Origin of the sequence: Streptomyces sp. NPDC001381, from assembly GCF_042895685.1 — a bacterium.
In the GTDB taxonomy this organism is placed as follows: Bacteria; Actinomycetota; Actinomycetes; order Streptomycetales; family Streptomycetaceae; genus Streptomyces.
Genome location: NZ_JBIAWO010000003.1, coordinates 1,054,265 through 1,074,089, shown reverse-complemented (window position 1 = coordinate 1,074,089; position 19,825 = coordinate 1,054,265). Strand labels below are relative to the sequence as shown.

General features: G+C 71.3%; 18 protein-coding genes. 14 read left to right on the top strand and 4 right to left on the bottom strand.

The window, feature by feature from the left end:
- The first annotated feature begins 108 nt into the window (after positions 1–108).
- From ACFY2L_RS18565 to ACFY2L_RS18525, 9 genes are all read left to right on the top strand, one after another.
- Entirely contained in the window at positions 109–753 is a 645-nt protein-coding gene (locus ACFY2L_RS18565) for an HAD family hydrolase (protein WP_390822808.1), read from the top strand.
- Positions 754–831: 78 nt separating this feature from the next.
- Positions 832–1,605 carry a VC0807 family protein gene (locus ACFY2L_RS18560; protein ID WP_390822807.1) on the top strand — a complete coding sequence of 258 codons (774 nt, stop codon included), beginning with the start codon at positions 832–834 and terminating at the stop codon, positions 1,603–1,605.
- 60 nt (positions 1,606–1,665) lie between these two features.
- The gene (locus tag ACFY2L_RS18555; RefSeq protein WP_390657912.1) at positions 1,666–2,907 is read left to right on the top strand and encodes an MFS transporter; all 1,242 of its coding nucleotides are present in this window, start codon (positions 1,666–1,668) and stop codon (positions 2,905–2,907) included.
- The gene (locus ACFY2L_RS18550) at positions 2,858–4,030 is read left to right on the top strand and encodes an acetoin utilization protein AcuC (protein ID WP_390822806.1); all 1,173 of its coding nucleotides are present in this window, start codon (positions 2,858–2,860) and stop codon (positions 4,028–4,030) included. Before ACFY2L_RS18555 ends, ACFY2L_RS18550 begins: the two co-directional genes overlap by 50 nt.
- Before the next feature lie 482 nt (positions 4,031–4,512).
- Complete coding sequence (locus ACFY2L_RS18545; protein ID WP_390822805.1) at positions 4,513–5,346, top strand: phosphatase; 834 nt, start codon at positions 4,513–4,515, stop codon at positions 5,344–5,346.
- A 129-nt stretch (positions 5,347–5,475) separates the two neighbouring features.
- Entirely contained in the window at positions 5,476–5,688 is a 213-nt protein-coding gene (locus tag ACFY2L_RS18540; protein ID WP_004984898.1) for a helix-turn-helix domain-containing protein, read from the top strand.
- A 167-nt stretch (positions 5,689–5,855) separates the two neighbouring features.
- On the top strand, positions 5,856–5,954 hold the full coding sequence (locus tag ACFY2L_RS18535) for a 30S ribosomal protein bS22 (RefSeq protein WP_003948845.1): 99 nt from the start codon (positions 5,856–5,858) through the stop codon (positions 5,952–5,954).
- Positions 5,955–6,268: 314 nt separating this feature from the next.
- Positions 6,269–7,342, top strand: coding sequence for an NAD-dependent epimerase/dehydratase family protein (locus ACFY2L_RS18530; protein WP_390657914.1), 1,074 nt, complete (start codon positions 6,269–6,271; stop codon positions 7,340–7,342).
- A gap of 14 nt (positions 7,343–7,356) precedes the next feature.
- The gene (locus ACFY2L_RS18525) at positions 7,357–8,418 is read left to right on the top strand and encodes a lysophospholipid acyltransferase family protein (RefSeq protein ID WP_390822804.1); all 1,062 of its coding nucleotides are present in this window, start codon (positions 7,357–7,359) and stop codon (positions 8,416–8,418) included.
- A 77-nt stretch (positions 8,419–8,495) separates the two neighbouring features.
- Here ACFY2L_RS18525 and ACFY2L_RS18520 read toward each other — a convergent pair whose 3' ends face one another.
- The 3 genes from ACFY2L_RS18520 to ACFY2L_RS18510 form a co-directional block, all read right to left on the bottom strand.
- Positions 8,496–9,722 carry a DUF5667 domain-containing protein gene (locus ACFY2L_RS18520; protein ID WP_390822803.1) on the bottom strand — a complete coding sequence of 409 codons (1,227 nt, stop codon included), beginning with the start codon at positions 9,720–9,722 and terminating at the stop codon, positions 8,496–8,498.
- Between the two features lie 246 nt (positions 9,723–9,968).
- On the bottom strand, positions 9,969–10,754 hold the full coding sequence (locus ACFY2L_RS18515; RefSeq protein WP_390657917.1) for an ECF subfamily RNA polymerase sigma factor, BldN family: 786 nt from the start codon (positions 10,752–10,754) through the stop codon (positions 9,969–9,971).
- Between the two features lie 317 nt (positions 10,755–11,071).
- Complete coding sequence (locus ACFY2L_RS18510; protein WP_390657918.1) at positions 11,072–12,001, bottom strand: HAD family hydrolase; 930 nt, start codon at positions 11,999–12,001, stop codon at positions 11,072–11,074.
- Positions 12,002–12,104: 103 nt separating this feature from the next.
- Between ACFY2L_RS18510 and ACFY2L_RS18505 the strand changes: the two genes are divergently transcribed.
- From ACFY2L_RS18505 to ACFY2L_RS18485, 5 genes are all read left to right on the top strand, one after another.
- A complete protein-coding gene (locus tag ACFY2L_RS18505) occupies positions 12,105–12,380 on the top strand; it encodes a glutaredoxin family protein (protein ID WP_390657919.1) in 276 nt (91 codons plus the stop codon).
- Positions 12,381–12,626: 246 nt separating this feature from the next.
- Positions 12,627–13,397 carry a redox-sensing transcriptional repressor Rex gene (locus ACFY2L_RS18500; protein WP_390657920.1) on the top strand — a complete coding sequence of 257 codons (771 nt, stop codon included), beginning with the start codon at positions 12,627–12,629 and terminating at the stop codon, positions 13,395–13,397.
- Positions 13,394–15,091 (top strand): glutamyl-tRNA reductase, encoded by a 1,698-nt coding sequence (locus ACFY2L_RS18495; RefSeq protein ID WP_390657921.1) that lies wholly within the window; start codon positions 13,394–13,396, stop codon positions 15,089–15,091. The genes ACFY2L_RS18500 and ACFY2L_RS18495 overlap by 4 nt, the downstream gene beginning before the upstream one ends.
- A gap of 5 nt (positions 15,092–15,096) precedes the next feature.
- Positions 15,097–16,068, top strand: coding sequence for a hydroxymethylbilane synthase (gene hemC, locus ACFY2L_RS18490; protein ID WP_390657922.1), 972 nt, complete (start codon positions 15,097–15,099; stop codon positions 16,066–16,068).
- Positions 16,065–17,771 (top strand): uroporphyrinogen-III synthase, encoded by a 1,707-nt coding sequence (locus tag ACFY2L_RS18485; protein ID WP_390657923.1) that lies wholly within the window; start codon positions 16,065–16,067, stop codon positions 17,769–17,771. Before hemC ends, ACFY2L_RS18485 begins: the two co-directional genes overlap by 4 nt.
- A gap of 82 nt (positions 17,772–17,853) precedes the next feature.
- Here the strand turns inward: ACFY2L_RS18485 and ACFY2L_RS18480 are convergent, their stop codons facing one another.
- Positions 17,854–19,740 carry a DUF4157 domain-containing protein gene (locus ACFY2L_RS18480; RefSeq protein ID WP_390822802.1) on the bottom strand — a complete coding sequence of 629 codons (1,887 nt, stop codon included), beginning with the start codon at positions 19,738–19,740 and terminating at the stop codon, positions 17,854–17,856.
- Positions 19,741–19,825: the final 85 nt, after the last annotated feature.

The window sequence follows — 19,825 nt, the reverse complement described above, 5'->3', positions numbered from 1 at the left end:
GGTACTGCAGGGGGGACCCTGTGGGAGAGTAGGACACCGCCGAACAATCATTCCGGGGAACCCCCGCACCGTATGGTGCGGGGGTTTTCTGCGTTTAGGGTTTATCGCATGCGCTACGACCTGGTGATCTTCGACAACGATGGAGTGCTCGTGGACAGCGAGCCCATCTCCAACCGGCTGCTGGCCGCCTATCTCACCGAGCTGGGTCATCCCACCTCCTACGAGGACTCCATACGGGACTACATGGGGTCGGCCATGCACCGCGTTCATGACCTGGTCGAGGCGAGGACGGGGAAGCGGCTGCCGGCCGAGTTCGACGACGTCTTTCACCGGCGGGTGTTCGCGGCCTTCGAGCAGGACCTGGAGGCCGTGGCCGGCGTCGTGGGCGTACTCGGGAAGCTGGCCGCGGACGACGTGCCGTACTGCGTGGCGTCCTCGGGAAGTCATGAGCGGATCCGGGTGGGGCATCGCACGACGGGGCTGGACCGGTGGTTCGACGAGGAGCGGATCTTCAGTTCGCAGGACGTGGGGAGGGGGAAGCCGGCGCCGGATCTGTTCCTGTACGCCGCCGAGCGGATGGGGGTCGCGCCGGGGCGGTGCGTGGTCGTGGAGGACTCCCCGCTGGGTGTGCGGGCCGCCGTCGCGGCCGGGATGGACGTGCTGGGGTTCACGGCCATGACGCCGGCGGACAGGCTCGGCGGTGCCACTCAACTGTTCTCCGACATGGGTGAGTTGGTGGACCTGCTGGCCTGACGGGCCTGACATTTGTCATGCGAGGCTGCTGACGATCGTTTCTACTGGCGGACCCTCCCCGGCGGCGAAGCTTGGGACATGACGACGAACCAGCACGAGACGCAGCAGAACAAGAAGAACGCCTTCGCCCCGCTCGTCGTGGACGTGGCGGTGCCGCTCGGGTCGTACTACGTCTTCAAGGACGCCTTCGGGATGAGCACCTTCGCGGCGCTCGCCTGGAGCAGCGTGGTGCCGGCCGCGCGGACCCTGTGGAGCCTGGTCAAGGAGCGCAGGACCAACGGGCTCGCCGGGCTCATCCTCGTGGTGAACGTCGTCGGACTGCTGCTGAGCTTCGTGTCCGGTGACCCGCGGCTGATGCTCGCCAAGGACGGCGGGGTCAGCAGCGCGGTCGCGATCGGGATCCTGGTCTCCGTGGCGCTGGGGAGGCCGATGATGACCGCGGGGCTCAAGCCGTTCCTCGTGAAGGGCGACGCGGCCAGGGAGGCCGCCTGGGAGCGGCTGATGTCCGGCCGGGCGAAGGATTCCACGGCCTTTCTGCGGGCCGAGCGGGCCTTCTCGGTCGTGTGGGGTGTGACGCTGCTCGCGGAGTGCGTCCTGCGGGTCGTGGGGGCGTACACGGTGCCGGTGGACACGATGGTGTGGCTGGGGTCCGTGGTGATGGTGGTGTCGATCGGGGCCGGGTTCGTCGTCAGCGGCGGGCTCGCCGCCGAGCCGATGGGGCGGATGATCTCGGCCGAGGTCGAGGCCGTGACTGTGGCCGAAGTTGCCCGGGGTGGGGCGCTGGACGGCGCGCGGGTGGGGGGCGAGGGGCGTCGCGCGGTCGCCCTGGCCGCCGCCGGACGACAAAGCTGAGGGAAATTCATCTTTGGCTGGATCTACCCACGAGTACGCCGGGGCCCTACGCTCGCCGCCATGACAGAAGTGCTGCGGCGCGGTAGGGCCTCGTTGGCGTTCAGCTTCTTCGCGCAGGGCGCCGCGTTCGCCCTGCTCGTGACCCGGATTCCGGCGATCCAGGACCGGTACGGCGTCTCGGACGCGCTGCTGCCCGCCTTCCTCGCCGCCGTGCCCGTCCTCGCCGGGCTCGGGAGCGTGACGACCGAGCAGCTGGTGAAGCGGATACCCGCCAGCGGGCTGCTGCGCTGGTCCCAGCCGGTGGTGCTGCTGGCGCTGCTCGGGGTGGGGGCGGGGGACTCGATGGCCCTGCTGGGACTCGCCCTGGCCGTCTTCGGGCTCGCCGTGGGGGCGCTGGACGCCTCGATGAACATGCTCGGGGTGAGTCTGCAGCGGACGTACGGGCGCAGCATCATGCTGAGCTTCCATGCCGCGTACAGCCTGGGTGGGATCGTGGGCGCCTCGCTGGCGTGGGCGGGGGCGCACTGGCATCTCGCGCTGTGGGTGTCGTATCTGCCCGTGGTGGCGGTGCTGCTGCCGGCGGCGCTCGTGGGGAGCCGGTGGTACGTCGACGGGCAGGGTGCGGGAGGCCGGGAGCGGGACGGCGGCGGACCCGAGGTGGCGCAGAAGCGAGGGGACGGCGGCGGGCTCGTCTTCAGGATGCTCCTGCCGCTGTGTCTCGTGATGTGCTTCGCCTACATCGGGGACTCGACCGTCTCCAACTGGAGCGCGAAGTATCTGCAGGACGTGCTGGGGAGTTCGGAGCAGCTGGCGACGGTGCCGTACAACGTGTACATGGTCACCACGCTGGTCGGGCGGACCATCGGGGACCACGGGGTGCGGCGGTTCGGTGCGGCGGCGGTGGTGCGGCTGGGGGCGCTGGTGGCCGCGGTGGGGTTCGCGGTGGTGGCGGCGGCGCCGGGCGCCTGGGCGGGGATGGGTGGGTTCACTCTGGTGGGGCTGGGGCTGTGCGTGCTGGTGCCGCAGACCTTCGCCGCGGCGGGGCGGTTGTTTCCGGGGGACTCGGACGCGGCCATCGCTCGGCTCAACGTCTTCAACTACGTCGGGTTCCTGGTGGGGTCGCCGTTGGTGGGGGCGTTGGGGGACGCGTGGAGCTATCGGGGGGCGATGGTGGTGCCGATGGTGTTGGTGCTGGTGACGTTGGTGTACGCCAGGTCGTTCGCCGCTCAACCGGACCGATACGGTGGCGGGCATGAGCGGCCGCGCACAGCTGATGTGGGACGAGGCAGTAACGGGCTATGACTTCGGTCCGGAGCATCCGATGGATCCGGTCCGGCTGGAGCTGACCCGGAGGTTGGTGGGTGCCCTGGGGCTCGACCGGGAGGTGGAGGTCGTAGGGGCCAAGCCGGCCGGGGAGTCGACGCTGCGGCTCGTGCACCGGGAGGACTACGTCGAGGCCGTGAAGGCGGCCTCGGCCGATCCGGCGGCGGCGGACGCGGGGTACGGGCTGGGGACCATGGACGATCCCGCGTTCGTGGGGATGCACGAGGTGTCGTCGGTCATCGCCGGGTTGTCCGTGGGGGCCGCGGAGGCGGTGTGGCGGGGGGACGCGCTGCACGCGGTGAACTTCGCGGGTGGGCTGCATCATGCGATGCCCGGGGGTGCGTCGGGGTTCTGCATCTACAACGACGCGTCGTTGGCGATCGCCCGGCTGCTGGAGCTGGGGGCCGAGCGGGTCGCCTATGTGGATGTGGACGTGCATCACGGGGACGGGGTGCAGGCCGCGTTCTGGGAGGACCCGCGGGTGCTGACGATCTCGTTGCACGAGCATCCTCGTACGTTGTTCCCGCAGACGGGGTGGCCGGAGGAGACCGGGGCGGGGGCGGGGGAGGGGGCGTCGGTGAACGTGGCGCTGCCGGCGGGGACCGGGGACGCGGGGTGGCTGCGGGCGTTCCACGCCGTGGTGCCGGAGCTGATCGCTGATTTCCGGCCGGATGTGCTGGTGACCCAGCACGGGGCCGATACGCATTTCGAGGATCCGCTGGCTCATCTCGCGGTGTCGCTGGATGCGCAGCGGGCGGTGCAGGTGGCGTGTCACGACCTGGCGCACGAGTACGCCGGGGGGAAGTGGGTCGCGTTGGGCGGGGGTGGTTACGCGGTGGTGGATGTGGTGCCGCGGTCCTGGGCGCATCTGGTGGGGATCGTGGCGGGGAAGGCGGTGGCGCCGGAGACGGTGATCCCGGAGAGCTGGCGGCAGGATGTGTTCGCTCGTACGCGGCAGTTGGCGCCGGTGCGGATGACGGATGGGCGGTGGCCGGTGGAGTGGGCCGGGTGGGAGGCGGGGTACGACCCCGCGGATCGGCTGGATCAGGCTGTGCTGGCTGCTCGGCGGGCGGTGTTTCCGTTGCGGGGGTTGTTGGCGTAGGTGGGGGTTTCGCCCACCCGCCCGCCCGACTCGGTGGGTTGAGGAGCAACCCTCGTCCGGGGCTCCGCCCCGGGCCCCGGCGGGGCTCCGCCCCTGCACCCCGGCGGGGACTGCGTCCCCTGCCGGGGTTTGCCCACCCGCCCGCCCGACTCGGTGGGTTGGGGAGTGGCCCTCGTTCGGGGCTTCGCCCCGGGCCCCAGCGGGGACTGCGTCCCCTGCACCCCGGCGCTCGGGGCTCCGCCCCGGGCCCCAGCGCGGCTCCGCCCCCGCCCCCCCGGCGGGGACTGCGTCCCCTGCACCCCTCGCGGGGCTCCGCCCCCGCACCCACCCCTGCCAGGCTGCCCGCCCCACCCCGCCCCTCACCCCGGCCGCGCCCCTCCCCCGTCCCTCCCTCACCCCGGCCAGGCCGCGCCCCTCCCCCCACCCGCCCCCTACGCCAACCGTGCGGACTTCCGTCGTTCCCGTGGCAGGGGGGTTCGGGGGTGGGTCAGCATCTGGGGGTGGTGAGTGATGGTGGGATCGGGGCCTATCTCGTGGGGGCGGGGTTGGCGGGGGTGGTGGGGACTTCTCGGGAGGTGAGTCTGCGGAGGTATCGGGCGTTCGCTGCTCGGGATCCTCGGGTTCTGATCGGGATTGATCCCGAAGGGGTCTGGGGGGAGCGGGAGTTGGTGGCGTTGATGGCCGATAGATGTGGGGTTTCGGCCGATCCTCGGTGTGTTTCCGGGCAGGATGTGATTGATCCCGGGCGGACCGTCGCCGCGCTCGATGCCTTCGCCGAGCGGGTGGGTGCGGTCGCCCAGCGTGGTGGGGCGGTGTTGTTCGGGACCGGCCATCCGCAGCGGCTCCTCGGGTTCTACGCCGGGCTTGCGGACGCTTTGTCGGCGGTGGGATGTACTGTCCTCACCCTTGCGCAGGGTCGCTGTGTCGACATAACGACCCGGTTCGGTCTACGTACGGCCCGCCTCGACTACGTACGGGGGGTCGGGGTCGTCCGGGAGGGGGCCGGTGAGCGCGCCGGTTGTGCGACCCCCCTGCACAGTCACTCGCCGCTGCCGGTTCGGGTGGCGCTGGGTGCGGCCGCCGAGGAGGGCCGGCCGCTGCCGGATCTTGTGATCGGCGATCATGGCTGGGTCTGCGGGGCAGGTCAGCTGGGGTTCGAGGCCATCGGGCTGGCCGACACCGACGACCCCGCGGTGTTCGTGGGCGAGGCCGAGGGGGCCGTGTCCGTCGCTGTTCCACTTGATGACGGCGTGCGGTCCGATTACTACCTGCCGCTGACCCGCTACGTACTCAATCGAGCGTGTCTGTCACAGTAGGCCTGCGATGGGTGCACCTCTTCCCCACTCGCATCACCCGCCCCTACATTGGGGAGTGAGCACGCAACGACGAAGAGTCACCGGAAGGGGAAGCCGGTGGCCGTCGAGTGCGGAAGGTTCAGGTGTGTCATGGCTGCAGCTGGCGAAAGGCCTCTGAACGAGGTTCAGTTCCTTACCGTGGCGGAAGTCGCCTCGGTGATGCGAGTGTCCAAGATGACCGTGTACCGCCTGGTGCACAGCGGTCATCTGCCCGCGATCCGGGTGGGGCGGTCCTTCCGCGTCCCCGAGCAAGCGGTGCACGAGTACCTCCGCGAGAGTTATGTGGGGGTGGAAACCGCCTGACACGGCGATGACGGAGGGGTTCGGCAACAGCGTCACAGGGCACCTCGGACCCCTCCGGAGCCCTCGATTACGACCTCGGCGCTCGGGGCGGGTAGGCTGGCCCCTCGTAGGTCGTATGGGCCCATGGCGCCCAAACACCGAGTGATGAGAAGTGAGCGAGGGTAGTCGTGGGCTCTGTTATCAAGAAGCGGCGCAAGCGGATGGCCAAGAAGAAGCACCGCAAGCTGCTCAAGCGCACGCGCGTTCAGCGTCGTAACAAGAAGTAAGGCCAGTCCTTACGGGAAGCGGGGACGCGTCCCCGCTTCGCTCGACGTGAGCCGCGGAAGCGTGGTGTGGCCCCCCAGCCGGTTCTGCCGGCGGGGGGCCACACGCATGTCCGGGCGGTGTGCGGTGGGCTGAATTCCGCGCGTATGTCTGGACGAGCACGCCGCTGATCTGGTCGTATGACCGATCTCCGTCGTCACGTCGGGCATCGGGTGGTCATCACGGCGCAACATCGACCCGATAGGTTGGCCCGCAGACGGGGAACGCGGCAGGGTACGAGCAGTGCATCAGTGCGGACGAGAGGAAGGCGCTGGTCTTGGGGAAGGTCGTGCTCGTGACCGGAGTGGCCCGTCAGCTGGGGGGCCGGTTCGTCCGACGGATTCTGCGTGACCCGGACGTCGAGCGCGTCGTCGGGGTGGACGCCGTACGGCCCGAGCACCATCTGGGCGGTGCCGAGTTCGTCCAGGCCGACATCCGCCAGCCCACCATCGCGCGCGTGCTGGCGGAGACCGGCGCCGACACGGTCGTACACCTGGACGTGACGGGTACCGCGCTGGCCAGCGGCAGCCGGACCATGGTCAAGGAGACCAACGTCATCGGGACCATGCAGCTGCTCGGCGCCTGCCAGAAGTCGCCCAGTGTGAAGCGGCTGGTCGTCAAGTCCTCCACCAACGTGTACGGGTCCGCGCCCCGGGATCCCGCCGTCTTCACCGAGACCACCGCCGCCAAGTCGCTGCCGAGCGGCGGCTTCGCCAAGGACACCGTCGAGGTCGAGGGATACGTGCGGGGGTTCGCCCGGCGGCGGCCCGACGTCGCCGTGTGCGTGCTGCGGTTCGCGAACATCCTCGGGCCCACCGCGGAGACCCCGCTCGCCTCGTACTTCGCGCTGCCCGTGCTGCCCACCGTGCTCGGGTACGACCCCCGGCTGCAGTTCGTGCACGAGGACGACGTGATCGAGGTGCTGCGGATCGCCTCGCACGAGCCGGAGCGGGGCACGCTCAACAGCGGCACCTTCAACATCGCCGGGGACGGTGTCCTGCTGCTGTCGCAGTGCTCGCGGCGGCTCGGACGGCCCACCGTGCCGCTGCTGCTGCCGGCCGTCACCTGGGCGGGGTCGCTGGTGCGGACGCTGGGGATGACGGACTTCTCGCCCGAGCAGATCCGGCTGCTGACCCATGGGCGGGTCGTGTCGACGACGCAGATGCGTGAGACGCTCGGGTTCACCCCGAAGTACACGACCGCCGAGGCGTTCGCGGACTTCGCGCGCAGCCAGCGGCCCGGGCTGCTGCCGCCCGAGGCCGTCGCGGGGGCCGTCGACCGGATCGCCGCGCTGCCCCTCGCCCGGAGCGGCCACTCCGCGGCCCACCCCCCGACGCCGAGCGCCAACTGAGGAGCGCATCAACGATGGCGGACGCCAAGGTCATTCCGTTCGACGACGACCGGACCCGCGGGAGCGCCGCAGCGCGGTCGCCGCGGCGACGGAGCGGGGGGAGCCGGCGCAACAACGGCGAGCCCGCGCCGGTCCGTGAGATCGGCGAGGCGGGTGAGATCGGCGAGGTCCAGCCCCTGCCCACCAGGGCGATCGGGCAGGATGATGTTCCTGTGACCACGGATGCGCGGGACGAGGGGGGCCTGGAGCGGCGTATCGCGGGCGGGCTGTCCTTCCTGCGCCGCCGGCTCACGGGTGACTACGAGGTCGACGACTTCGGCTACGACGAGGAGCTCACCGACCAGGTCCTGATGTCGCTGCTGCGGCCGGTGTACGAGAAGTACTTCCGGGTCGAGGTGAAGGGCGTCGAGAACATTCCGGCCGAGGGCGGGGCGCTGATCGTCGCGAACCACTCCGGGACGCTGCCGCTGGACGGCCTGATGATGCAGGTCGCCGTGCACGACCACCATCCCGCGGGCCGTCATCTGCGGTTGCTCGCCGCCGACCTGGTCTTCGTGCTGCCGGTCGTGAACGAGCTGGCGCGCAAGCTCGGGCACACCCTCGCCTGCGCGGAGGACGCCGAACGGCTGCTCGGGGCGGGGGAACTGGTCGGGGTGATGCCGGAGGGCTTCAAGGGCATCGGGAAGCCCTTCAGCGAGCGCTACAAGCTCCAGCGGTTCGGCCGGGGTGGCTTCGTCTCCACGGCGCTGCGCCGGGGCGCCCCGATCGTTCCCTGCTCGATCGTCGGGGCGGAGGAGATCTATCCGATGATCGGCAACGCGAAGACGCTCGCCCGGGTGCTCGGCTTCCCGTACTTCCCGTTGACGCCGACCTTTCCCTGGCTGGGGCCGCTGGGGGCGATCCCGCTGCCGACCAAGTGGACGATCCAGTTCGGTGAGCCGATCCCGACGGACAGCTATCCGCCGGAGGCGGCGGAGGACCCGATGCTGATGTTCAACCTCACGGACCAGGTCCGCGAGCAGATCCAGCACACCCTCTACAAGCTGCTGGTGCAGCGGCGCTCGGTGTTCTTCTGATCCGGAGGGCAGGGGTTCGGGTACGGCGATGGGGGCGCCCCTCCTGAGAGGGACGCCCCCATCGCCGTACCGCTGTGTCAGCCCGCTTCCTCGCTGTCGATGCCCAGGCCGGGCAGGAGGCCGGGGAGGAGGGGCGGGATGGTGACGTCGGGGTCGGTGGGCGGGGAGCTGGTGGAGGGGGACGTGGTGCCGGTGCCCTCCGGCTGGTCCAGGAGACCACCCGTGCTGCCGCCCAGGAGGCCGTCGTCCGTGCTGCCGGAGCCGGACGACCTGCTGGGGCTGCTGCCCGTGCCGCCGCTCTGGGAGGGGTCGCCGGCGCTGGGGGGCGTCGAGCGGCCCGGGCCCGTCGAGGCGTCCGGGGAGGACGGGCCGGAGCCCTGTCTGCCGCTGCCGCCCTGGGCGGGGGGCCGGGGGAGCAGGGACTGCAGCGGGGCGACCTCTTCGTCTATGGCGTCGAAGACCGAGGAGACCTGCCGGCTCACGTCGCCCAGCTGGACGGGGAGCTTCTCGCGCAGGGCGCCCCAGGCGTCGCGGTGCGAGCGGGAGAAGGCCTCCAGGGCCTGGATGGGGCCCAGCGAGTCCGGGTCGCGCTCGTACGCCTCGTGCAGCAGGCGGTGGCCCTCGGAGGCGTCGTGCTGCATGCCGCTCAGCGCGCGGCGGACCTCGCCCAGGGACTCGTGGTCGAGGTGGCCGCCGCGGCCGCGCTCCATGAGGCGGCGGGCCTCGCTGAGGCGGGTGGACGCCTGGTCGAGGTACGTCCGCCCGCGGTCGTCGTCGCCGTCGGCCAGGTAGTTGAGCTTGAAGTCCTCGATGCCGCGCTTGAGCCCGTAGAGCCCGTCACCGGGGAGGGCGTCGGAACTCGCGGCCGCTACTCCGCCGAAGGCTCCCGCTGCGACGCTCACGCTCAGGCCGCCCGCGGTGAGGCCCTTGGCGAGCCGGCCGCGGGGCCGGAGCTTTCCCAGGGGACCTGCCCGGTGTGCTCCTCTGGCCCGGTGGGATCGCTGCTCCGGTACCGGAGTGTCCGCTGCCTCGCCTCCCACGGTGCCCGCCTGCAGCATGGCCTCCATCGCGGCCACCAACTGGGCCCGCTGGACGACCTTGACCTCGGGATCGAGCTCCGGTCTGGGCAGCTCGGCGAGACTCGTCGCGAGGGCCAGGAGATGGCCCTGCTCGGTCTGGTCCGCAGCGGCCGGTGCCGGCGGCGATCCTTCGGTCTGCTCGGCCGCCGTGTCCTGGTCGGACTGCTCCTCCAGGGCCTGGGCGAAGGCGTTCGCCCGCCGGTGCGCCGATACGTTCGCGATCACTGGCGGCACCTCCTCTCGTCATGACGGTCGACTCCCCGGGGGTCTCGAGGGTTGCACGTCCCGTTCCGCTTTCCCCCGATCGAGTGATCGGGGTGAGCCGGGACGTGACCACAGGGAGCCTGTATCCCGCTCAACGACGGGCGCGGCACTTGGGTTACGGACGGAGGATGATCGGATCGGGAAGGCAACGGACTTTCACTGACCGTGAGTTGGGGATTGCCGACAGTCGTGCGGGGACCGGGTGGGTCAGCGGGCGTCGTCCGGGAGGAGGCGGGCCAGGGTGCGGACGGCGCGGTACTGGAGGGTCTTGATGGCACCCTCGTTCTTGCCCATCACCCGTGCGGTCTCGGCGACGGACAGGCCCTGGAGGAAGCGGAGGGTCACGCACTCCTGCTGCTGGGGGTTGAGCCGGCGTACGGCGTCCAGCAGCGCGGCGTTGGAGAGGGACTCCAGGACGGAGTCCTCGGGGGAGCGCTCGACCTCGTTGGCGTCGAGCATCTCGCCGGTGGTGACCTCAAGGCGGAAGCGGCTCGACTTGAAGTGGTCGGCGACCAGGTTGCGGGCGATGGTGACGAGCCAGGCGCCGAAGTCGCGGCCCTGCCAGGTGAAGGTGCCGATGCGCCGCAGGGCGCGCAGGAACGTCTCACTGGTGAGGTCCTCGGCGGTCGCCTTGCCGCCCACGCGGTAGTAGATGTAGCGGTAGACGGTGTCGCTGTACTGGTCGTACAGCCGCCCGAACGCGTCGGCCTCGCCGGCCTGGGCCCGCTCGACGAGGTCCATCATCCGGGCGCTGTCGCTGTCGGCGGCCGGCCGGCGGGCCGCGGTGGTGGCGCCGCCGGACGAGCGTCCTCTTCTGCCGACCGCGGCGCTGCCTTCCGCCAGTGCGTAGCACGGGCCCGCCGGAGCGGGGGTGGCGAAGGCGGGGACGGCGTACGCGGTGGGGACGAAGCCGCGCAACAGGTACTGGACCGTAGCGACCGTTGCGCGCAGCGTAGCCAGGCCCGAGGTGTCAACCCCGACGTGTGGGTACACGGGACTCCCAGAGGCAGAGCTTCCATCACGTGCAGTGCGGGACCTTTCACCCGTCGTAGCGACAGGGGGGGTACCGGATTGCGTCTGAGGAGAATAACGCTTCGTACAGGCGCTGCTACACCGAGTTGCTCAAAACTTCGATTACGTCGCGTCTGTGCCCGATTGACGCCCGATCAAGTGGCGCAGAGTGAGCGAGTGTTGATCGGAAAGGTTCGAGTTTCGGGTCGGTCCGGGGCGTGTTGTGGCTGTGCGCGGACAACGACGAATAAAGGACGGCCGTAAGGGGTACGACCGTCCTTTGTGCGTGGGTTGACAGGTCACCTGCGCCGGCGATGCAGGGCGATGGCCGCGGCCGTGCCGCCCGCCACCGCGCCGACCCCCGCCGCCGCCGGGATGCCTACCTTCGCCGCCTTGCGGCCCGTGCGGTAGTCGCGCAGACGCCAGTCGAGGCTCGCGGCGTGCTTGCGCAGCTTGCTGTCGGGGTTGATGGCGTAGGGGTGGCCGACGAGGGAGAGCATCGGGATGTCGTTGTGGGAGTCGCTGTAGGCGGCGCAGCGGGAGAGGTCCAGGCCCTCCGCGGCGGCCAGGGCGCGTACCGCCTCCGCCTTGGCGGGCCCGTGCAGCGGCTCGCCGACGAGCTTGCCCGTGTAGACGCCGTCGACGGACTCCGCGACCGTGCCGAGCGCGCCGGTCAGTCCGAGGCGGCGGGCGATCACCTGGGCGATCTCCACCGGGGCGGCTGTGACCAACCACACCTTCTGGCCCGCGTCCAGGTGGGCCTGGGCGAGGGCCCGGGTGCCCGGCCAGATGCGCTCGGCCATGTACTCGTCGTAGATCTCCTCGCCGATCGACTGCAGCTCGGCGACGCGATGGCCCTTCACGATGGACAGCGCCGAGTCGCGGGCGTCCTGCATGTGTTCGGGGTCCTCGAGGCCGGCCATCCGGAACCACGCCTGCTGCCAGGCGAACCGGACCAGGTCGCGGGTCTCGAAGAACTTGCGTTTGTACAGGCCACGGCCGAAGTGGAACAGGGAGGCGCCCTGCATCACGGTGTTGTCCAGGTCGAAGAAGGCGGCGGCCAGCGCGTCGCCGTGCACCGGGAACTGCGGTTCGGCTCCTATGTCCGCAGCCGTGTGCTGATCTTCCTGCGTGGACTTGCGGGCGGCCTCAGCCGAGGCTTCGCCAGCCAACACGCTCCGCGCCGTGGCGGAGCGCCTACGGGGGGTGAGCCATCCGAGAGCGGCCATGGCGTGAGCATAGCCATTTTGTTCGGTGGTTCCGGAGCTGTGAGGTTCGGACGGTGTGAACTCTCCACGACCTCACCGTTAAAGAGGCGCGAGAATGGCCCGTATGAGTCCCCTCTTTCGACGGAAGGGGCCGGCCCCGCAGGACCGGCTCGTCACGCTCATCGGGAAACCCGACTGCCATCTGTGCGAGGACGCCGAGGCGGTCGTCGCGAAGGTCTGCGGCGAACTCGGCGTGCCCTGGGAGCAGAAGGACATCACCCGGGACCGCGCGCTCCACGACGCGTACTGGGAGCAGATCCCCGTCGTCCTGGTGGACGGCAGGCAGCACACCTTCTGGCGGGTGGACGAGGAGCGCCTCCGCAAGGAACTGACCGGCTAGTACAAGACACGCCGGGTGTCGCTTAGGATCGATGGCGGTTTGGTCTCGGGGGCGGGATTCACGAGGAGTGTGTCGGTTTTGCCCCCAGGGACGACCCCCGGAACGACGCGCGTGACCCCGGTCACGTTGGCCGGGCAAATCGGACACCATCTTTGTGCACGCGTTCACAAAGACATAGCCTGCTGTCGACGGGGCGGTCCGGTTACGTGTGGCCGCCTTCAGCCCCGCTCTACCCGCAGGAGCACCGTGGCAACTGGCCGAACTCACCGACCGGCGACCCGTAGCCGAGGGATTCCCGAGGCCACCGTCGCCAGGCTTCCGCTGTACCTCCGCGCGCTGACCGCACTGTCGGAGCGCTCGGTACCCACGGTCTCCTCCGAGGAACTGGCCGCGGCGGCGGGGGTCAACTCCGCCAAGCTGCGCAAGGACTTCTCCTACCTGGGTTCCTACGGAACGCGCGGTGTCGGCTACGACGTCGAGTATCTCGTCTACCAGATCTCCCGTGAGCTGGGGCTCACCCAGGACTGGCCGGTCGTGATCGTCGGTATCGGAAACCTCGGCGCCGCCCTGGCCAACTACGGCGGGTTCGCCTCCCGTGGCTTCCGGGTCGCCGCGCTCATCGACGCCGATCCCGCGATGGCCGGAAAGCCCGTCGCCGGCATCCCCGTCCAGCACACCGACGACCTCGAGAAGATCATCACGGACAACGGCGTGTCGATCGGTGTCATCGCCACTCCCGCCGGTGCCGCCCAGCAGGTCTGCGACCGGCTCGTGGCCGCCGGGGTCACCTCCATCCTGAACTTCGCGCCGACCGTGCTGTCCGTCCCGGACGGCGTCGACGTGCGCAAGGTCGACCTCTCCATCGAGCTGCAGATCCTCGCCTTCCACGAGCAGCGCAAGGCCGGCGAGGAGGCCGCGCTGCCCGACGGCGCCGGGCCCGCCCCCGCGAGCCGCGAGGCCTCCCAGGAAACCGACCAGGGACCCGACGGGGACGTACCCGCCGTGATGCCGGCATGAGTCTCCTCGTCGTCGGGCTGAGCCACCGCAGCGCACCGGTCAGTGTCCTGGAGCGGGCCTCCCTCTCCGCGGACGCCCAGCTCAAGCTGCTCCAGGACACGGTCGCCGCCGAACCGGCCGCCGAGGCCGCCGTCCTCGCCACCTGCAACCGCATCGAGCTCTACGCCGACGTGGACAAGTTCCACGCGGGCGTCGCCGAGCTGTCCACGCTGCTGGCCCAGCACAGCGGCGTCGGCCTGGAGGAGCTCACCCCCTACCTCTACGTGCACTACGAGGACCGTGCCGTCCACCACCTGTTCTCGGTGGCCTGCGGCCTGGACTCGATGGTCGTCGGCGAGGGCCAGATCCTCGGCCAGCTCAAGGACTCCCTCGCCAGGGCGCAGGAGCTGCACACCGCCGGCCGGCTGATGAACGACCTGTTCCAGCAGGGCCTGCGGGTCGGCAAGCGCGCCCACTCCGAGACCGGCATCGACCGCGCCGGGCAGTCCCTGGTCACCTTCGGCCTGGAGCAGCTCGCCGCGGGCGGGGACGTGCAGGACTGGGCGCGGGGCAGGAAGGCGCTGGTCATCGGGGCGGGTTCGATGTCCTCGCTGGCCGCCGCGACCCTCGCGCGCGCCGGTGTCGCCGAGGTCGTCGTCGCCAACCGCACCTTCGACCGCGCCGAGCGGCTCGCCCGGATACTGACCGAGGACGAGGGCACGGACGTGGTGGCCCGCGCGGTCCCGATCGAATCGGTGCCGGCCGAGCTGACACGTGCCGACGTCGCCGTCTCCTGTACGGGGGCGACGGGACTCGTCCTCACCGCGGAGGCCGTCGCCGCGGCGGTCGAGGACCGCACGGGCGCGCCCGCCGCCGTCACCGGGTCCGGGGACGCCGTACGACCGCTGCCGCCGACCTCCGTCGGGACCGAGGACGGATGTCCGCTGGACCTGGCCGCCGTGCAGCAGCCCGGCTTCTCCGTCATGGGGGAGGCCGCCGTGGCCGGCATGGACGCGGCCACGCTGGAACAGCACGCCGCCTGGGTCGACAACGCCACGGTGGACCGCCGTACGGCCGGCCGGCGCAGCCCCGAGGCCGACGCCGAGCTGATCACCGCGCTCGCCGCGACCGCCGCCGCCGTCGGCCGCATCCCCGAGCGCCGCAGGCCCGAGCCGGTCGCCCCGCCCGTGCGCCCCGAGCCGGTGCTGTTCCTGCTGGACCTCGCGATGCCCCGGGACATCGACGCGGCCGCGCACCGGCTGGCCGGCGTGCGGCTGGTGGACATCGAGTCGCTGGCGGAGGCCTCGGCCGAGGCGCCCATGGCCGCCGACGTGGACCAGGTGCGGCGGATCGTCTCCGACGAGGTCGCCGCGTTCGGTGCCGCCCAGCGGGCCGCGCACATCACGCCGACCGTGGTCGCGCTGCGCACGATGGCCGCCGACGTGGTCGCCGGTGAGATCGCGCGCCTCGAAGGGCGGCTGCCCGGACTCGACGACAAGCACCGCGCCGAGATCACGCAGACCGTCAAGCGCGTCGTCGACAAGCTGCTGCACGCGCCGACCGTCAGGGTCAAGCAGCTCGCGGCCGAGCCCGGCGGCGCCGGATACGCGGACGCGTTGCGCACCCTGTTCGACCTCGACCAGGACGCGGTGGCCGCCGTGTCCCGGGCCGAGGACAGCACCGAGAAGAACGCAGAGAACCGAGGGCCGGCATGAGCGGCATGAGTACAAGGGCACTGAGACTGGGGACACGGCGGAGCAAGCTCGCCATGGCCCAGTCCGGGCAGGTCGCGGAAGCCGTCACCCGGGTGACCGGACGGCCCGTCGAACTCGTCGAGATCACCACCTACGGCGATGTCTCCCGCGAGCACCTCGCGCAGATCGGCGGCACCGGTGTGTTCGTCACGGCCCTGCGGGACGCGCTGCTCCGGGGTGAGGTCGACTTCGCGGTTCACTCGCTGAAGGACCTGCCGACCACGCAGCCCGAGGACCTGGTCCTGGCCGCCATACCGGTGCGCGAGGACCCGCGCGACGTGATCGTCGCCAGGGACGCGCTGAAGTTCACCGACCTCCCGCGCGGGGCGCGCATCGGCACCGGTTCGCCGCGCCGCATGGCCCAGCTCAACGCGTACGCGCGCAGCCACGGACTCGACATCGAGACGGTCCCGATACGGGGCAACGTCGACACCCGGATCGGGTTCGTGCGCGGCGGCGAGCTGGACGCGGTGGTGCTGGCCGCGGCCGGACTGAACCGCATCGGCCGCATCGACGAGGTCACCGACTTCCTGTCGGTGGACACGGTTTTGCCCGCTCCCGGCCAGGGAGCACTGGCGATCGAGTGCAGGGCGGGGCACACCGCCGAGGACGCAGCGCTCGTCGCCGGGCTCGGCGCGCTCGACGACCCGTTCACGCGGGTCGCCGTGACCGCCGAAAGGTCCCTGCTCGCCGCCCTGGAGGCCGGTTGCAGTGCCCCTGTGGGCGCGCTGGCCGACCTTCTGGCCGACGGGCAGATTGTCAAGGAAATGCGCCTGCGGGGCGTCGTCGGCACCACCGACGGCACCCGCATGGTGCAGCTGTCCACCACCGGTCCCGTGCCCGAGACGCACGACCGGGCAATGGCGCTCGGTCGCGAACTCGCCGCCGAGATGCTCGCCCAGGGCGCGGCCGGTCTGATGGGGGAGCGAGCACTGTGAGCCCCACCGCCCTTCCTGCCGTCGGTCCTGAGCACGGGCACGTCACCTTCCTGGGTGCCGGACCCGGGGATCCGGGACTGCTGACTCTGCGCGCCGTGGAGGCGCTGGCGAACGCGGACGTCCTCGTCGCCGAGCACGAGGTGCTCGACGTCGTACGGACGCACGCGCGGCCCGGCGTGTCCGTCGTGACCGCGGAAACAGGTCCTTCGTCGGACCCGCTTCCGGGCACGGGCACACCTCACCCGACGCTTGTCGACGGCACGTCAACAACCGTTGAGGTACCCGTTGTGCGGGATGCCTCACATCTTGTCATGGAGGCCGCGCGGGGCGGCAGGCGGGTCGTCCGTGCGGTGTCCGGGGACCCGGGACTTGATACGTACGCGGCGGAGGAAATGCTCGCGTGCGCTGCCGCCGGGGTGCCGTTCGAGGTGGTGCCGGGTGTCGCGGCCGCCGTCGGCGTCCCCGCGTACGCCGGTGTGCCGCTGCGGGACGCGCAGGGCGCGGACGTCCGGTTCGTGGACGCGCGCACGGCCTCGGACCGCTGCTGGACCGAGGTGGGCGCCTCCGACGGGACCGTGGTCGTGTCGACGACGCTCGACTCGGTCGCGGCGGCCGCCGGTGAGCTGGTGTCGGCGGGCCGCAAGCCCGATACGCCGATGACCGTCACGGTGGCCGGTACGACGACCCGTCAGCGGACCTGGACGGCGACGCTCGGCACGATCGCGCAGACGCTGAAGCAGGCGAAGGTGCTGCCCTCGCCGGAGGGCGGCCGCCCGGTGATAGCCGTGGTCGGCGAGCGCTCCGCACCGGCCCAGCGCGACCAGCTCGCGTGGTTCGAGTCCAAGCCGCTGTTCGGCTGGAAGGTCCTCGTACCGCGCACGAAGGAGCAGGCGGCGTCGCTCTCCGACCAGCTGCGGTCGTACGGGGCCGTGCCGCACGAGGTGCCGACGATCGCCGTGGAACCGCCGCGCACGCCCCAGCAGATGGAGCGGGCCGTCAAGGGGCTCGTGACGGGCCGTTACGAGTGGATCGCCTTCACCTCCGTCAACGCCGTCAAGGCCGTGCGGGAGAAGTTCGAGGAGTACGGGCTCGACGCCCGTGCCTTCGCGGGCATCAAGGTCGCCGCGGTGGGCGAGCAGACCGCCAAGGCGCTGATCGCGTTCGGTGTGAAGCCGGACCTGGTGCCGAGCGGTGAGCAGTCCGCGGCGGGTCTGCTGGAGGACTGGCCTCCCTACGACCCGGTGTTCGACCCGATCGACCGCGTCTTCCTGCCGCGCGCCGACATCGCCACGGAGACCCTGGTCGCCGGGCTGATCGAGCTGGGCTGGGAGGTCGACGACGTCACGGCCTACCGGACCGTGCGGGCCTCGCCGCCGCCGGCGGAGACCCGGGAGGCGATCAAGGGCGGTGGCTTCGACGCCGTGCTCTTCACGTCGTCCTCGACCGTGCGGAACCTGGTGGGCATCGCGGGCAAGCCGCACAACGTGACGGTCATCGCCTGCATCGGTCCGGCGACCGCCAAGACCGCCGAGGAGCACGGGCTCCGGGTGGACGTCATGGCGCCCGAGCCGTCCGTGCACAAGCTGGCGGAGGCGCTGGCCGACTTCGGGCTGCGGCGGCGCGCCTCGGCGCTGGAGGCCGGGGACCCGGTGACGCGGCCGAGCGAGCGGCGGCCCGGGTCGCGGCGGCGGCGCGCGACGTAGTCGCCGCTCCCGCGGGCCGTTCCGCGGACATCCTGTGCGTCCTGCCGTCTCCGTGCCGGAGACGGCAGGGCGTTTCCGTGGGTCAGACGCCCAGCGCCGTTCTGATCGCGGTCTTCACGGTCGCCCGCAGGACCACGAACTCGGACTCGGTGATCGTGCCGCGCGTGGCGTCCATGATCTGGCGGTGGACGGGGGTCTGCGGGCCGTTGATGTTCCCGACCGGGACCAGGGAGATCGCGTAACTGATCCAGTCGGCCTGGAGCCGGTCGGGGAGGCCGCGGGTGGCGGGCGGATGGACCTGTTCCATCGGGGCCTGCACCACGGAGGCGACGACGTCCAGCCTGATGTCGTAGCCCCGGGCCCTGACCTGGGGAATGAGTTCCCTGAGGCCGGTTTCCATGGCCAGCTGTTCGGTGTTCACGGCGTTGGTGCCGATGACGAGGTTGCGGAAGTCGCTCGGACCGCCGTCCCCGTCGCCGATCAGATGGCACCACTCGTACTTGGCGAGTTGCCCCACGCCTCCTCCGTTGCCCGGGCCCATCCACTCGTGGGCCTGGGTGTTGCCCATGGCGGCGGCGGTGCCGCGCTGGCCGTCACGGCGGTCCACCTGCGGCCGCGTGGACACCCCGGAGGCGGTCCTCGTGTCCTGGCCGAGCGCGTCGAAGCCCGGCCCGGACAGGAAGCGGCGGTTGTTGTTGAGGAACTTCGGGTCGTGCCGTCCGGCGGGGACGTAGTGCACCACGGGCTGGGTGGCCTCGAACGGCAGCAGAGTGAGGTTCTGGGCCCCGGCCTGCGCCGCGTCCACGAAACTGTCCGCGTCGAGCCCGAAGCGCTGCACCGCCTCGTCCGGGGTGAGCCCGGCGTGCGGATTGACGCCCCACCGGTCGCCGAAGGCGTAGGTGCGGCCACCGGACCGGCCGCCCGACCCGCGCAGCGTTCTGCGGGTGATGCGGAACGGGGCGTCGGTGTCGATCAGGATCTGGCTGGCGTGGCCGTCCGGATCGTTGATCAGTTCGATCGTGTAGAGGAAGAACGACGACTGGTACTGGGCGGTCCACTGGGTGTGCAGCGCCCCGCCCCGGCGTCCCGCGGCTCGCCGCGGAAGCGTGAACGCGCTCTGCACCCGCAGCAGGTCCACGTCGTCGGCGTTGGTCTGCTGCAGCCGGGCGTGCGTCGGCTCGGGCGGCAGTTCCCCGTTCTCGCCGAACGTCTCCGCGGGAACCCAGAACCCCGTCAGAAACTCGAGCTGGTCCACCTGGTCGTTCTGGGTCTGCGCGTCCGCCGGTCTGGTCAGCGTCCGCTGGATCACCCCGCCCCGGGATACCCGCGGAGGTTCCGGCGCCCCGTCGGACGACCGCTGCACGGGGGCGGCGCTCATCACGCGCGTGGCGTTGGCCTCCGCCTCGCGCTCGTACCGGTCGGAGGGGTCGGAGACCTTCAGGCCCGAGCCGTTGTCCGTGCCGGCGACGGGACCCTGGCGTTGCTGGATGACGTGGGTGAGTTCGTGGGCGAGGGTGTGCTTGTCGGCACCGCCGTCGCCGATGACGACGTGGCTGCCGCTGGTGTAGGCGCGGGCGCCGACCTCGGCGGCGGACGCCCTGGCGGCCGCGTCGGTGTGGAGGCGGACGTCGGAGAAGTCGGCGCCGAGCCGGGCCTCCATGTCGGTGCGGGTGGCGTCGTCCATGGGCCGTCCCGGCGAGCGCAGGACGTCGTGGACGGCGGACCGCTGCACGGAGGGGGCCGCCTGTCCGGTCTCCTCGTGACCGCAGCCCGCGCCGTGCTGGTGCTCCTCGGGCTGCGCCCTGGGCCGGGCGGCCTGGCGGAGCATCTGGACGACGGCGGCGTTCCCGGCCGTGGACTGCAGGGCGGTCAGGCCGTGCAACGGTGAGGCCGGGGCCGGCGCGGGCTTGCCGGCAGGACCGCGGTCGCTGCCGGATCCGTGGCTTCTGGCGTTCTCGCGATCGCGCAAGGGGATCTCTCTCGTGGTGGCGGGAGTCGTCGACGTCTTCTGCATACGCAGTGACCACCGCCGGTGCCAGGTACGGAGGGGCAGC